Source organism: Nocardia miyunensis NBRC 108239 (assembly GCF_001613065.1).
Classification (GTDB): domain Bacteria; phylum Actinomycetota; class Actinomycetes; order Mycobacteriales; family Mycobacteriaceae; genus Nocardia; species Nocardia miyunensis.
Window position 1 is genome coordinate 1 of the sequence record NZ_BDBQ01000119.1, and the last position, 14,546, is coordinate 14,546.

The following is a 14,546-nucleotide window of genomic DNA, read 5'->3' on the forward strand; positions in this document are numbered from 1 at the left end:
TCGCGTTGATGATCCACCATGCCGCCAGCGTTCGTTACGGCCTGGCGATCGGGAGGCAGGCCGCCGAGCTACCGGACGACGCCCTCGCCCCGGCGGCCGCGTCCACCACACAGGACGCGTACTGTCCCCACACCGATCCGGCACCGCGTCCATTCGGTGGCCACGACGCAGACCTCACCCCGAACGCACATCAGTCGCGCCGACCGGACGCGTCCGTCTCCGCCGACCTACTGGGCACCGCGCGAACGCGCAGGTTCGCCACCGGGTACGTCCCGACGGCGATTCGGCCGCGGCCGCGTGCGGTGCGTGTGCTCTCCCCTCATACTCGTCTCCGCTTGACCAGCGCTGGGTTCCGTCGCACGGCGACCAGTCACTCGGACGCGTCGGGTCCGATTCGCAGTATGCGTACACAGACACCGGACGCGTCGAGTGCTGCGACCGGGCGACGAGGAGGCACGGATACGGCGAATAGCGCCGCCGGTGCCGGCAATGGCCGACAAAGGGTCGACCGTGAGCGCATTCTCCGGATAGCCACGGAGTACCCGAACTGGTCCAATAAGCGGATTGCTGACGCTTACGGATGCAGCAGCAGCGCTGTGGACAAGATTTTCCGGGTTATTCCGAGGCCCGGTTCGCAGCCGCCCCCTACGATCCCGCGCGTGCAGTGACGGCAGCCGTTGCGGTGTAGGCAGATTCTCTGCGGATCACCACGCGTAGTGGCCCCACAACTGGTGGGATCGGAATCTATGGTCGGCAATGATTTTCACGCGTGTAATGGTGGGGGAAAGCTCGTTCCGAACCGGTGCGGCTGTCGATCTGTTTGGGGCGAAAACCTCGTACCCTCGGAACAATCACTTACCGAAGTAGGATGAGAGGTCGTGTTGTGGTTAGTGCCCGCCGATCCAAACCGCTTGGCGCAGGCAGACATTGATGGGGTGGTCGCCGTTGATATCGACGTTGCGAGTTGGCAGTGAGGTGACGGCAGACGATGTGAATGTCCGAGTGGTCGAGGGAGCAGGTTGCCCGGCGATCATCGGCTCGTTCGCCGCCGCTGTCAGCAGCAGCCGAAGAGTTGCTGGGGGTGAATCTTGGAGAAAATCGTTCGGCGTGTCGCCTATAGCGACACGCCGAGGGGATGTTCACGACCCGGCATATACATGTGACGTTATGGTCGTACGACTTCTTCAGCGTGACCTCGACGCCGGACTTGCTGCTCTCGGCTGCGAGGCGATGTCGCCTCGCTGCCACCTTCGCCCGGTGGGATACGGCCGGGCTATGGTCGGGACCTGCCTGTCGTCCATCTGCCATGCGCGGCGTCCACAACTGGGCATCTGTGTGAACGGAGCCCTCGGGTCGTGACCACATTTTGACCACAATCGCACCTGATAGCCCCTGATCTGGAGTGAACTGTAGTGATAGGTTTTCGCAGGTAGAACGAGATTCAGCCTCCCTGACCAGGGGGCCGGAAGGGGTTCGATTCCCGGCAGCTCCACTGGAAGGCCCGGTCCATCAGGACCGGGCCTTCATCGTTCAGGGGGAGGGTGCGTGCAACTGCGTGCAGTGCCCTGCCGTTTTCATTCAGCACATCGACCGCGGCACACTTCTGGACGCCGCCACGAGGTCGCTGACTGTCAGTGATCAGCGGTGGTGTGGCGGTTCAACGCAATTGGGCGGCGTCGTTGTGGCGGCTGCTGAAGCTCACTCGGGTCTGGCCGGTGTCGGGGGTTGCGTCGAGTGCGTCGGCGAGTTCGGCGAGGAGGGAGAGGGTCGGGGCCGTGCCGGAGCCTTCGATGCGGGAAATTTCGTCCTGGGTGAGACCGGCGCGTCCGGCGAGGTCGGTTTGGGTGAGTCCGAGTTCGGTACGGCGGTCGTAGACGGCCTTGGCCAGTGCCATGGAGAGTTGGATCTCGCGGCGGGCCACGGTGACGGCTTCAGGTTCGGTGTAACCCTCGGCGAGTTTGCGTTCTCGGAGGGCCTTCCAACGTGCGTGGCTCATCGGTCCAGTTCCCCTCTCTCGATCGTGCGGATGAATTCTTCGTGTGCCGGTTCGTGCTCTGTCTGGCAACTCTGTTGCGCGAGTTTTGAGCGCGAGTATCAACCATCCTGTCGCGGTGTTCATCCCAACCATCCGGCTTGTGTGTCGGCCCACCGCGAGAACGTCAGCCGTGGAACTACTGATTCGACGTCGACCACCGCCATGAGTGAGTTCAATTCGAGCGGGCTGAGATGGTTTGGGCTGGCGACGATGGCGATGTCGACATCGGCCTTGCGTGCCTGGTCGGCGAGCGGAACAACCGAATCGTCGGGTGGCCAGACCACGGCATAGCCGAGATGTCTTGCGAGACGCTGGATTTGGGTGCGATGCCACTGGTGGGCGTCGCCGTCCGGGGCAACTATCCCGAATGCTGTTGGTACCGTCCGCACTTCCCTGCCTCCCGTCGCTGGAAGGGCCTCGACGCCGGGGGCATGGTGAAGTGGTGCCCCCGGCTCACCCCGGCGTCGCGGCCCACCTCTGAGGATTGCTTTCGAGGTCGGCGTAGCTATACGGAATCGCGTCCACATCCGTCCACATCTGCGCATACGATGGGCGGATGGTCGAGGGCCGGGGTCCTGTGCTCGGCGATGCCGAGATGACGGGAGAGCGTCTGCGAGCTGCGCGTGAGGCTGTGGGGCTCAGCCTCTCGGCGCTTGCCGCACGAACACACTTTTCGAAATCTCTTCTGGGGCAACTGGAAACAGGAGAGCGCCGGATCAGGGACGAACATGTTCGCGCCTACTCCGATGCGCTCGGGATCGGTTCCGTGCTGTTCGCTGAACCGGCAGACGGGGAGGAGGCCGTTGCGGAATGGATACAGCGGCTTGCTGTGTCGGACATCGGCGGCGACACCCTCGAGCAACTGGAATCGGCGGTCGATGATCTGGCGTCGGCTTACAACACGACTCCGCCGGGCGAACTGCTGGTGCGGATACGTACATACCTCGGCTGCGCCGGTCGCCTGATGGATTCGCGGATGACGTTGGCGCAGCATCGGCGGCTGCTTGTGACGGCCGGGTGGCTCTCGCTCCTGGCCAGTACGTGCCATGTAGATCTGGGCGAGTTGCCCGCTGCCGCGGCGCGTGGGCACTTGGCGTGGACTCTCGCCGATGAAGCCGGGCATCCAGAGATCTCCGCGTGGTGCCTGGAAACGAGGGCGTGGCAGCAGTTGACCGGCGGGGAGTTCGAGCAGGCCGCGAAACTGTCGCGGGCTGCGCAGGAGATCGCTCCGGCGGGTAGTTCGGCATTCATTCAGGCGACCGCACAGGAAGGGCGGGCGTTGGCGCGGCTCGGTGACAGTACGGGTACATACAGCGCTCTGCGGAAGGTGGCGCGGCTGGTGTCCGGACTGAGCATGCCCGATCGGCCGGAACACCACTTTCGGTACGACCCCGCGAAATCGGATGCGTATGTGGCTACCACGTTGGCGTGGCTCGGCGATCCGGGAGCCGAATCGTATGCCCGGCATGTGCTCGCCGATCTCGTCGGTGCCGTGAGTACTCGGCCGCGCCGGATCGCCTCTGCGAACTTGGATCTCGGTTTGGCGCTCGTCGCGGCGGGCAAACCGGATGAGGCAGCGGATGCCGCGCTGACGGCCGTCACGTCGGGGCGATTGGTGCCGTCCACGTATTGGCGGGTATCGGAGGTCGTGACCGGTATCGAGGGGCGGGACGCGGTCGACGCGGCGGTCGTGCGGGATGCGTTCCGCGATATCTACCCGGTCCTCGGCGGGTGATGCTCAGCTCAGCATGTTCTCGATGAGGTCGGCGGCTCGTGTGGTGCCGCCTTCGGCTCGCGCTTCGACGCTCAGTTGTGCTGAGCGGCGGGTGACCTCGGGGGCGGTGACGAGGTCGTGTAGGGCTGATCGCAGGTTTTGGGCGGTGGCGTCCTGGGTGTCGATGCGGCGGGCAACGCCCAGTTCGACGAGGCGGTCGGCGTTGATGAACTGTTCGGCGGCTTGTGGTACGGCGATCATCGGGACGCCTGCTCGCAGGCCTTCGCCGCAGCCGCCCATGCCGGCGTGGGTGATCAAGGCGTCCGCCTGTGCCAGGATCGCCCGCTGGGGGATCCAGGGGTGCACTTCGACGTTGGGTGGGATACCGCCGAGTTCCCGCGGATCGGTGTGTTTGCCGATCTGGAGGACTACGTGCCAGCCGGGCAGGTTGCCGAAAGCCGCCAGGCATCGGCGGTAGAACTCCGGCTGGCGGGTGTACGCCGAACCCAGGGAGATCAACAGGACGTTTTCCGCGTCGGCCGGACGGTCCCAATGCTGTTCATCCTCAGATGTTTCGAAGCACGGGCCGACGAATGTTATTGCGGCGTGGTCGACTTGGTCTGCGTGCGGTTGCATTGCCCGGGGAATCAGCGCGAGCGCGCGGGCGGGTGGGCCGGAGAAGGCGTCCACGTCGGTGGTGGACGCGCCGCAGTCGCTCAGCCATCGCGCGAACCTCGCGTGGTAGGCGTCGGCACCCGGGAGTTCGCGCAGGTGTGCGGCGACGTCCTGTTCGTAGCCTTTCCAGGCCACGAACGTCGGAGACAGTTGCAGCAGGGCACGGTCCTGTGTTTCGGCGAGGGCGCGCGCGGCATAGGCGCCGATGTCGTACAGGTAGAGGTCCGCACGGTCCTCGTCGTAAGCGGCGCGCAACTGCGGAAGTGCCTGAATTGCGTTGTCCAGGAATAGATTCTGGATGGCGATGACGTCATCGGGCCAGTTGTCGTCGGCAACCGGCAATATCGAGGTGCATGAGACGAATTCCGCGCCGGTGGCGGTGATCAGGTCGGCGACGGCCGGGTCGTTGGCATAGGTCACGCGATGGCCTCGGGCCACCAGTTCACGGATGATCTCGAGGCTCGGCAGGACGTGACTGACGATGGGAATGTCGATCATCGAGATGTGTGCCGGGGGAGGGGGCATGGGCGATCACACTCTCTTCAAGTCTATGGCGAATGGGCACAGGGCTTTTCGTTGACGGGTCTCGCGCGCCCGTCACACCGTGTGCGGGGCGGCGGCTTCGAGGTCGGAGATGCTGTCGGACATGATCGTCCGGACATGATCGGTGATGTGCTCGGCGGGCCAGTCCCACCAGGCCACCGCAAGCAGCCGGGCGACGTCCCGGTCGTTGTAGCGGGTGCGGATGAGCCGGGCCGGATTGCCGCCGACGATGCCGTAGTCGGGCACATCGCTGGTGACCACGGCGCCGGAGCCGATGATCGCGCCGTGGCCGATCCGCACGCCGGGGAGCACCGTCGTGCCGTGCCCGAACCAGACGTCGTTGCCGACGACGGTGTCGCCCCGGTTGGGCAGATCGGTGAGCAGGTCGAAGTGGTCCGACCACGAGCCGCCCATGGTGGGGAACGGGAAGGTCGAGGGGCCGTCCATGCGGTGGTTGGCGCCGTTCATGATGAACTTCACCCCCGTGCCCAGCGCGCAGAATTTACCGATGATCAGCTTTTCCGGTCCGTAGTGGTACAGCACGTTGCGGGTTTCGAACGCGGTCGGGTCGTCCGGGTCGTCGTAGTAGGAGAACTCGCCGACCTCGATCAGGGGCGAGGTGACCAGGGGCTGCAACAACACCACGCGCGGCTGGCCGGGCATGGGGTGCAGCACGGTCGGATCCGCAGGGATGGGCGCGGGACCGGTGGGCATCTGAAACTCCTTCTGTGAGTGGATGATCGGGCTTCGCAATCGGCTCTCGAGACGCTGTCCGGCCGGTCGGGAATGCCACTACATGCGTCGCCCTACTTCCATTCCGACCGGTTCCAGCCTCGGCCAGTGATTCTGCGGTACGACCCGGGTCTTGCCGCAAGCCCGGGGGTGCGCTATATCTTGAAAGTGGAAGGATTCCGTTTCTCCTCGTACTTGTCTCATGATCGTTGACCGAAAAACGATTTCGACGACCTGCGGATTTCTGGACAAGTCCGAGACGGGCTTCAGATGAGCGCCAGGGCGATTGAACGGTGGCGTGGATACCCCCCATTCGGGGCCGCCGCGAGACGCGACGCATAGGCCGATGCGACACCCTCGGACGACATCGGAGTGGTTGGTACGCAAAGGATTCGGTGGTTCGGTCGGGACGTTCGGCCGGACCTCGGCGGCTAGCGCTCGCGCGGTAGCGCGGTCGGTATCTCCCGGACCAGATAAAGCGTGAGTTGTTCGGCCACCTGTTCGCCGAGCCGGGTCGCCTGGTGCAGGGACGGGGCGCTCACGGTGATCTTGAGTTTCAGGCAGTCGCGGTCGGATTCGGCGATCACGAGCGATCCCTCGGCGCCGTCCCAATGATCGCTGGTGGTGAGGATGTCGTGTAGGCGGGAACGCAGGGTCTCGAGCGGGGCCGCGTGGTCGACGTACAGGTAGCTGTCGACATGGGCGCTGTCGTTCTTGCGGGTCCAGTTCTCGAACGGCTGGTTCACGAAATCGGTGACGGGCACGATCATCCGGCGATTGTCCTGCATCCGGATGCTGATGTAGGTGAGCGTGGTCTCCTCTACCACACCATGTTTGCCGTTCACCTGGACCGTGTCGTCGATGCGCACGGAGTCGCTGAACGCTATCTGCAGGCCCGCGATCATGTTCGCGAGTGTGCTCTGCGCGGCGAGGCCGAACACCAGGCCCAGTAGTCCGGCCGACGCGAACAGGCTCGTGGCCAGCGCACGCGTGGACGGAAAATCCAGCAGCGCGAAGATCAGGGTCGCCAACCAGATCAGCGCGGCGGCGGCGCGCTGGAAAACGCCCAGCTGGGTGCGGATCCGGCTCAGGCGTCGATGGTCATCCCCGGTGGAGTGGGTGAACCGCACCGCCATGACGGCGATGAGGACGGCCGCGCCGCGGCTGGCCAGCCACCCGAACGACAGCAGCACCAGCAGTCCGAGCACCGTACCGATCCAGTGGTTGCCGTGCGTGAGGAATTCCAGCACGGCGCCATACGTGCGAATCAGGATCAGGGACAGCACCGTAACCGCGGGGCTGCGGCACGCATCGATACGGGTCCAGACCTCCGGCTCGGCGCCGCGCCGGGACGATAGCGTCTTGACCAGGCGTTTCAGTAGAAACCAGGTGCCCACCGTCAGTGCGATGACGATCGCGGCCGTAACCGCCAGACTGACCCACGCTGCTCGGTCTCCCATGGTGACACACGCCTTCTGTTCAGCGAGCGTCGCATGACGCCAGCGATCGACCCAGCCCACCTTCAATCACCCTGTGTGACAGAAGAATACAACTCCCGACCGGGCAAGCAACAGACCTTGCCCGGATAGGTCCGGCGGTGCTATGGATCGCTTCGCCCCCCGCGATCGGCCGACCGATACCGGTTGTCCGACTCTCATTCCGGTACCGGTTGTATTCATCCTGAGTGCAATCGGCGACATTCGGCTGTGTTCGGGTTGCGATGAAGTAGCCGCGCATGCGGGATTGATTTGCAACGCTGACCGAGGACACAGTTCATGCGACCGAGGTACTTTCGCCTATTCGCCGCGACCGCTGCCGTGGGGACGACAGCGGTCGCGGCCCCGCTGGCACATGCCGGACCGGCTCCGCTGGACGGGCTGTTCGCGCTCTCGCCGGGGGTGTGCGCCAACGGTGCGGCCTCGGGCAGTTTCTTCCGGATGATCCTGCCGACCGGCACCGCCGCAGGTCCCTATCTGCAGAACAGCGACTCTCGGTGCAGTGATCGGACGGTGACTCCGCTGTCCGCGGGCAGCGACGGCGGACTCGTGAGCGGCAGCTACCAGCCGCAACCGGCGGCCGCATTCGACCCGCACGGTAATGCCCGCTCGGGTCGGGTGACGACGCCGGTCAGGTTCTACGGCGTGGATTTCGCCACCGCGACCAACCCGACTGATCCGCAAACCGGCGTCGTCACTCGATTGCCGCAAGTGTTCGCCGACGGCGGGACGCTCAGTGGCGACCTGAGCAGCCTGGGTGTCACCTGGAACAATCAGGTGTTCAACCAGGGCGCGCCGAAACCGGATGGGGGACTGCCGGGCAAGACCAGCCCGGTGCACGGAACGATCGACAGCGCAGGGAATTTCGTGCTCGAGTGGACCAGTCAGATCGTCGGTGGGCCGTTCAACAACTTCACCGGGCTGTGGCATCTGGCGGGCCGTTATCGGGATGGTGGTCGGCATCCGGCCGCAGCGCCGGTTGCACCTGTCACACCGGGACCGGTTGCGGCACAGCCACCCTCGGTTGCGGCACGTCCACCGACACCGGTGCGATCCGGTGTCCCGGCGGCCCCGACGGCGCAGTCGGCCGCCCCGAAGACGGTCGCCGCACCGAATCTGGCGACCCGGACCATCGAGCTTCCTCGCCGAAAGACCGTGCCGGACTGGGTGGTTCCGGCACTGATCGCGCTGGCGGTGTTGGCCGTGGTGGTATTCGTGAAGGCGGGCAGTCTCGCGAGCGGGAAGCGAATCCGATAGTGAGCGAGCGGCTTTCGGATCTACCCGCCTACACCGATTACGTCTCGACCGCGGACGCGGTGTCGCGGGCGAAGCCGCGGTGGCCCTTCGTGATCATCGCGGTGCTCGGGGCACTGTTGATCGTGGCTCCGATCCTCACCGGCATGTTTCCCCGAGCGGTTGAGGCGCAGGCCATGATCGAGTCCTTCTCGCCCTATGTGACCGTCTCGAGTGTCGCCGACTACCGTGGCGACATCAAGGCACTCGACGGTGCGCATGCCGATATTCGCGCGCTGCGGGACCGCGGTCTCGAGAACGGTCGATACGACCGGGTCGATCGGTTCGTCAGGGACTATCCGCGCATCAGGTCCGATATCACCTCGATGATCGATTCGATCGATGCCGAGCGCGGAAATTACCAGCGCCTGGCGGCATTGCCGCCCCTGGGCGCGCTGCCGTGGCTCCTGGCGCTGCCGGGCGTGGTTCTACTCGGGGCGGGCATCATCGGATTCCGGCGGGCCGCGGACGGGCACCGCGCCGGCGGCTCCCGAATACTCGCGGGAGCCGCCGCCCTCGTTCTGATCGTGACTCCCGTTGCGGGCGGCCTGTTTTCGGCGGCGACCGCCGCGCAGCCGGTGCTCGACGGGTTCGGTCCGATACTGACCCACGAGCAGGTGCGTTCGTTGCAGGGGTACTTCATCACCCTGGTGGCTGCGGACGGGGAGTTGAACGGCAGATACGTCAGCGCCGTGCGGGACGCCCATCCCGATGCCGATCTGACGGATATCACCGCTCTGCAAGCGCGCTGGCAGCCGATGACCGCCCGCTTCGCGGCTCTGGTCGGCGCGATGAACGACAACGTCGATCACTTCGACGCCGCCACAGCGCTGAACGATGCGACGAAATCGCTGGGGTTCAACGCCTTTCGTGGTCTCGGCTGGTTCTACCTCATCCCCGGCGTGATCGCCCTGGCGGCCGCGGCAGCGGGGATTCGTCACCGGAATCCGGCGCTGAGGACCACACCGGACAACGTAGGGGAGACGCCATGAGGATGCGCACCACCACGACTGTTCTGATCCTGCTCGTCGCGGTTGTCTCGGGATGCTCCTCGCCCGACTCCGCGCCCGCGGCCACCGGTACGAAGCCGCTGATCGGGCTGCTGCGATTCACTCCCGGAAATGCGCACGGGGACAAGGTGTCCGGCACCTGGTTCCGGATGGTGCAACCGGGCGGCACGTTCGACGGCGGCCCCTACATGCCCAACGGCGACTCGGCCGCGCAGGGCGGCACGACCACGCTGCTGGACCCGGGGACATCTGGCGGCCTGCGCACCGATTCGTTCCAGAGTGAGCCGAATCCCGGTTTCGCGAGCGGGAATTCGCTGGCCGCCTCGATCACGAAACCGACCAAGTTCTTCGGGGTGGAGTTCGGGATCTCGACCAATCCGGTGGACCCGCAGACCCGGCGCACGGTCTCCGCGCCGACGGTCCTGGATACCGGCGGGAAACTGTCCGCGGACCTGTCCTCGTGGGCCGCCTCCTGGAACGACCAGGAATTCAACCAGGGCGCACCGAAGCCGCCGGAGAAGCAGGACGCCCAGGTCGCGGGAAGCGAACAGGTGCGCAAGGTCTGGGACTGGGTGGCGCAGAAGTGGTTCGACCAACCCCGGACCGGAACACCTCAGGGGCCGCTGGCGACCGGCACCTACGACGCCGTCACGCGCGCCTTCACCCTGCAGTGGACGAGCCTGATCGTCGGCGGGCCCTTCAACGGCTTCACCGGCGTCTGGCACCTCGAAGGAATCTTCGAACCAGCTGCGGCACAACCTGGTTCAGCCCCCTCCACGCCGCCCGCACCGACCAAGTAGACGTTCGAAGGAGTAACCGCCCGATGTCCACCCGCACCGCCCGCCCCGGGCTCGCCACCGGCATCCGGATCGCCGCGGCCTTGACCGTCGTCGGCAGTGCCGTCGCGGCCACCGCGTTGACCGTTCGCGAGCACGATGAGCCGACCTCCGTCGTCGTGACCGGTGTCCCGCTCGCCGGCACGGCCGCCCCCGCATCGCAGCCCTCCGTCCCGGCTCCGCCCGCTGAGAGCCCCGTTGCCGGTCCGGTTCCCGGGCCCGCCGTTTCGGCTTCCGTTCCCGCCGCGGTCCCGATCGGAGCCGGGACACCGGCGAACTCGGTGCCCCTACACGAATCAGGCCCGTCGACGCAGAGCACACCAGCCGCCGATACTCCGACTCCGTTGGCGGGCAACCCGTTCGCCGCGGCCCCCGCGCAGACGCAACCGGCCTGCCCACTGGGTTGGCCCGCCCCGCAGCAACAGGGCGGCCTCGCCTCGCTGATCGGCCTGGCCCCGCTGGCGGGTCCGTTCGCCTCCGAAGCATTCGCCCTCGGCTCGGTGTATCAGCCGCTGCTGCAGCTCGTCGGTCCGACGCTGGCCCAGATCGAGCCAGTGATCACCCGTAACCAGCCGGGCATCGACGCCTTCACCACGCAGGTGCAGGCGCTGGAAGCTACAGTGCTGCAAGCGATCCTGCCTTACTACGGACCCTATCGCGACCAGCTCATCGCGGCCGAGGGACAACTCGCCCGACAGCTCACGCCGATCCTGGACCGGGTTTACAACAGCGAGATCGCCGCCTGCTTCGTCGCCTGGCAGGGCCAGCTCATCGCCCAGTCGAAGGACGGCAGGATCCGAGTCGCCTCGCTGGCTCACCCCGGCACGACGGTTGAACTGGGGCCCGAGCGCTGACTATTCGGAAAGCCACCCGACTCCGGCCCGATCGCTGATGTCCGCACGAATCGGTCACAGGGCGGCCTCTTCGATGCGCCGCAGCCGGGTCTCGCCCGCGCGGATCGGGAACTCCAGCCGATTTCCGGCTGGTGGTAGCGGGCACAGGAAGTGGTCGGAGAAGGTGCACGGCGGCAGGTAGGCGCGATTGAAGTCCACTTCGACCTGCCCGTGGTCGTCCGGGGCGGGGACGTCGAGGAAGCGGAACCGTTGTGTCTCTTCGCCGTTCGTGGCGTCGGCGAAGACGATCTGCAGACCTCCGGTCGTTGTTCCGGCACCCTCGAGCGTGATGTCCCGGCCGTTGAGCGAGAGTCGGACCACAGCGCGGGCGTTCTCGCTGAAGAAACCGTCGATGTGTTCGAGTTGCAGTGTGTCCGAGGTGGTTTCGAGTGCGCCGGAAACCACCCACGCTGGATCGAAGTCGAAGCTGTCGATACCTTGCAGGCCGGCCCGGCCGGGAGCCTGCGGATCGAATACCCGCAGCGCCACCTGGCCCGCGCGAATGATCGGCCGCAGCAAAAGATCTCGGAGACGGTGCTCCTCACCTGGGGTCAGGTCGACCTGGAATCCAGGGCCCGTACCGACGGCGTGGCCATCGGATTCGACCCATGCGCCGGGGAGTCCGTCGATGTGCAGCGGATGCTCGCTGAGCCAGTGTGTGCCGGTCAGGGCGGCGGGTCCGTGGTCAGCGGTGGCCAGGGCGTCGCGTTCCTCGCGCCAGCGCCGCCAGTCGGCGCGGCGGGTTTCCAGAGCTGTGGTCACGAATCTTCCCTTTCGTTGCGGTCGCGACGGCGGCGGCCGGGTATCGCCGCCAGCAGTCGCCGGGTGTAGTCATCGGTCGGATCGTGGAAAATGGCTGTCGTGGAGCCGGTTTCGACCACTCGCCCCTTCTCGAACACCGAGACGGTGTGTGCGATCCGGGCCACCACCGCCAGGTCGTGGGAGACGAACAGGTAGGTCAGGCCGAGCCCCTGTTGCAGGTCGGTGAGCAGGTCGAGGATCTGCTCCTGAACCGACACGTCGAGTGCGGAGACCGGCTCGTCCAGCAGGACGACATCCGGCCGCAATGCCAGCGCCCGCGCGATCGCCACGCGCTGGCGTTGGCCGCCGGACAGTTCGGCAGGGAGGCGGTCCAGGAACGTCCGCGGCAGGGCCACCTGGTCGAGCAGTTCCGCGGCGCGGGATCGCCGTTGGGTGCGGTCGCCGACCCGGAACGACACCAATGGCTCGATGACGCTCTCGCGCACGGTGAATCGCGGGTCCAGGGAGGCGAACGGATTCTGATGCACCAGCTGGAAGCGTTGCCGCAGTGGGCGAATCCGCCGCCACGACATCCCGGCGATATCGCGACCGTCGAATCGGACAGCGCCGCTCGTCGGTTCGGTCAGTCCCATGGCGACGCGCAGCGCGGTCGTCTTCCCCGAACCCGACTCTCCCACAATGGCATGCGTACGTCCCGGCGCGACCCGCAGCGACACCTCGTCCAGCGCGACCACCCATCCCGCGCGCCGAGACGCGAAACGTTTTGTCACCGAGTCGAGTTCGATGATCGGTTCGGGCGGATCGACCTGTTCGGGTGGCACGTCGAAGCGCGGCCGAAGCACCCCGCCGTGGGCCAGCGCGGGCGCGGCGGCGATCAGTCGACGCGTATACGCGTTGTCGGAATCGACGAGAATCTCCGTGGGTGAACCGGATTCGACGATGCGCCCCTGCCGCATCACCGCGACCCGGTCGGCGCGATCGGCGGCCACGGCCAGGTCGTGGGTGATGATCAGCAGGGCCGTTCCGCTCTCACGCACCAGCGACTCGAGGTGGTCCAGTATGCGTGCCTGCACGGTGACGTCCAGAGCGCTGGTGGGTTCGTCCGCGATGATCACATCCGGTTCACCCGCGAGCGCGATCGCGATCAGCGCCCGCTGCCGCTGGCCGCCGGACAATTCGTGCGGATAGCGCTGCGAGCGCCGCTCGGGTTCGTCGAGTCCCGCCTTGCGCAGAATGTCGATGACCTCGGTTTTCACCTGTGACCCACGAATACCGCGCAGCCGCACGGCCTCCGCGACCTGGGTGCCGATTCGCTGGGTCGGGTTCAGTCCGACCATCGGGTCCTGCGGAATCAGCGCGACCGTCGAGCCGCGCAGTGAGCGCACCAGTTTCTCTCGGGCGCGGGCGATGTCGACACCCGCGACACGGATCGATCCTTCGGTGATCCGTGCGTTGTCGGGCAGCAGGCCGATGACCGCATGTGCGGTGGTGGACTTGCCGGAGCCGGATTCGCCTACCAGGGCGACGATTTCGCCGGGATGGATGGATAGGGACACATCGTGTACCGCGGGTGTCACCGTGCCGCCGTGCAGGTATCCGGCGCTGAGGGCCGAGATTTCGACTATCCGCGTGGCCGTGCGCACCCGGTCCACCGTCGCCCTGGTCATCGCCGCACCTCCTGCAAGGTCTTGGCGATGTGATTGAGCGAGAGCACCGTCACTACCACCATCGCGCCCGGTAGCAGTGACACCCACGGCGCGGTCAACAGGTAGTTGCGGCCACCCGCGATGAGGGAACCCCATTCGGCGCGTGGCGGCGCGGCACCGAATCCCAGAAAGCTCAGTGCCGCAACGGAAATGATCGCGGTGCCGAACTCCAGCACGGCGAGGCCCGAGACCGGTCCCCACGAATTCGGCAGGATGTGCCGGACCAGCACGCGCGGCCATCCGGCGCCTCCGGCACGGGCGGCCTCCACATACGGCAGTGTTTTGACCCGCAGCACCTCCGCACGGGTTGTGCGCGCGAAGCCGGGAACCGTCGCGACCCCGACCGCGATAGCCACCGGTACGGTGCCGAAACCGAGGGCGGTCACGATCGCCAGCGCCAGCAGCAGCCCGGGAATCGCCAGTTGTACATCGATACCCCGCATCACGACGGCGTCCACGCGGCCGCCGAAGAAACCGGAGACCACCCCGAACACCAGCCCAGCGCACAGCGCGATGCCGATGGCGATGAGTGCCGCCCGCACGGTCAACTCGGATCCGTACAGCGTGCGGGCCCACAGGTCCCGACCGACGTCGTCGGTGCCGAAAAGGTGTGCGGCACTGGGCTCGCGCAGTCGCTGCGCCGGTTCGGTGGCGTACGGATCGGTGGAGGTGAACAGCGTCGGCGCGAAGGCCGCCACGATCACGAATGCGACGAATACGGTCGCCAGCGTGAATCCGGGCCGGCGGAACAGGCGCAGGGCCGAGTGCGACCGGCGGATGGGGCGTGGGTGGGTGCCGTCTTCCTGCGGCGCCTCCACCGCGGTGTCGGCTGCCGTCACGGTCTGTACCAC

13 protein-coding genes are annotated in these 14,546 nt (G+C 66.4%); 5 read left to right on the plus strand and 8 right to left on the minus strand.

Features of this window, described 5'->3' with window-relative positions; genetic code table 11:
- Window positions 1-1,657: 1,657 nt before the first annotated feature.
- Both NM2_RS42200 and NM2_RS42205 read right to left on the minus strand, forming a co-directional pair.
- Window positions 1,658-1,996 carry a helix-turn-helix domain-containing protein gene (locus tag NM2_RS42200; protein ID WP_067682144.1) on the minus strand — a complete coding sequence of 113 codons (339 nt, stop codon included), beginning with the start codon at window positions 1,994-1,996 and terminating at the stop codon, window positions 1,658-1,660.
- Between the two features lie 119 nt (window positions 1,997-2,115).
- Window positions 2,116-2,424 carry a hypothetical protein gene (locus NM2_RS42205; protein WP_067682147.1) on the minus strand — a complete coding sequence of 103 codons (309 nt, stop codon included), beginning with the start codon at window positions 2,422-2,424 and terminating at the stop codon, window positions 2,116-2,118.
- 206 nt (window positions 2,425-2,630) lie between these two features.
- Here NM2_RS42205 and NM2_RS42210 point away from each other — a divergent pair, with 206 nt between their 5' ends.
- A complete protein-coding gene (locus NM2_RS42210) occupies window positions 2,631-3,770 on the plus strand; it encodes a helix-turn-helix domain-containing protein (protein ID WP_067682217.1) in 1,140 nt (379 codons plus the stop codon).
- Between the two features lie 3 nt (window positions 3,771-3,773).
- Here NM2_RS42210 and NM2_RS42215 read toward each other — a convergent pair whose 3' ends face one another.
- From NM2_RS42215 to NM2_RS42225, 3 genes are all read right to left on the minus strand, one after another.
- The gene (locus NM2_RS42215; protein ID WP_067682150.1) at window positions 3,774-4,949 is read right to left on the minus strand and encodes a macrolide family glycosyltransferase; all 1,176 of its coding nucleotides are present in this window, start codon (window positions 4,947-4,949) and stop codon (window positions 3,774-3,776) included.
- A gap of 72 nt (window positions 4,950-5,021) precedes the next feature.
- Window positions 5,022-5,681, minus strand: a complete 660-nt coding sequence (locus NM2_RS42220) for a CatB-related O-acetyltransferase (RefSeq protein ID WP_084532130.1) — start codon at window positions 5,679-5,681, stop codon at window positions 5,022-5,024.
- A 449-nt stretch (window positions 5,682-6,130) separates the two neighbouring features.
- Entirely contained in the window at window positions 6,131-7,159 is a 1,029-nt protein-coding gene (locus NM2_RS42225) for a mechanosensitive ion channel family protein (protein WP_157121777.1), read from the minus strand.
- A gap of 315 nt (window positions 7,160-7,474) precedes the next feature.
- Here NM2_RS42225 and NM2_RS42230 point away from each other — a divergent pair, with 315 nt between their 5' ends.
- Genes NM2_RS42230 through NM2_RS42245 form a run of 4 tightly spaced genes read left to right on the plus strand, consistent with a single transcriptional unit; the run spans window position 7,475 to window position 11,188 of the window.
- Complete coding sequence (locus NM2_RS42230) at window positions 7,475-8,452, plus strand: hypothetical protein (protein ID WP_067682156.1); 978 nt, start codon at window positions 7,475-7,477, stop codon at window positions 8,450-8,452.
- On the plus strand, window positions 8,452-9,480 hold the full coding sequence (locus NM2_RS42235) for a hypothetical protein (protein WP_067682159.1): 1,029 nt from the start codon (window positions 8,452-8,454) through the stop codon (window positions 9,478-9,480). Before NM2_RS42230 ends, NM2_RS42235 begins: the two co-directional genes overlap by 1 nt.
- Complete coding sequence (locus NM2_RS42240; RefSeq protein ID WP_067682162.1) at window positions 9,477-10,298, plus strand: hypothetical protein; 822 nt, start codon at window positions 9,477-9,479, stop codon at window positions 10,296-10,298. The genes NM2_RS42235 and NM2_RS42240 overlap by 4 nt, the downstream gene beginning before the upstream one ends.
- 23 nt (window positions 10,299-10,321) lie before the next feature.
- Window positions 10,322-11,188, plus strand: coding sequence for a hypothetical protein (locus NM2_RS42245; protein ID WP_067682165.1), 867 nt, complete (start codon window positions 10,322-10,324; stop codon window positions 11,186-11,188).
- A 54-nt stretch (window positions 11,189-11,242) separates the two neighbouring features.
- Here the strand turns inward: NM2_RS42245 and NM2_RS42250 are convergent, their stop codons facing one another.
- Genes NM2_RS42250 through NM2_RS42260 form a run of 3 tightly spaced genes read right to left on the minus strand, consistent with a single transcriptional unit; the run spans window position 11,243 to window position 14,546 of the window.
- Complete coding sequence (locus tag NM2_RS42250) at window positions 11,243-11,989, minus strand: DUF1684 domain-containing protein (RefSeq protein ID WP_067682167.1); 747 nt, start codon at window positions 11,987-11,989, stop codon at window positions 11,243-11,245.
- Window positions 11,986-13,656 (minus strand): dipeptide ABC transporter ATP-binding protein, encoded by a 1,671-nt coding sequence (locus NM2_RS42255; protein WP_067682170.1) that lies wholly within the window; start codon window positions 13,654-13,656, stop codon window positions 11,986-11,988. Before NM2_RS42255 ends, NM2_RS42250 begins: the two co-directional genes overlap by 4 nt.
- Entirely contained in the window at window positions 13,653-14,546 is an 894-nt protein-coding gene (locus NM2_RS42260; protein ID WP_067682173.1) for an ABC transporter permease, read from the minus strand. The genes NM2_RS42255 and NM2_RS42260 overlap by 4 nt, the downstream gene beginning before the upstream one ends.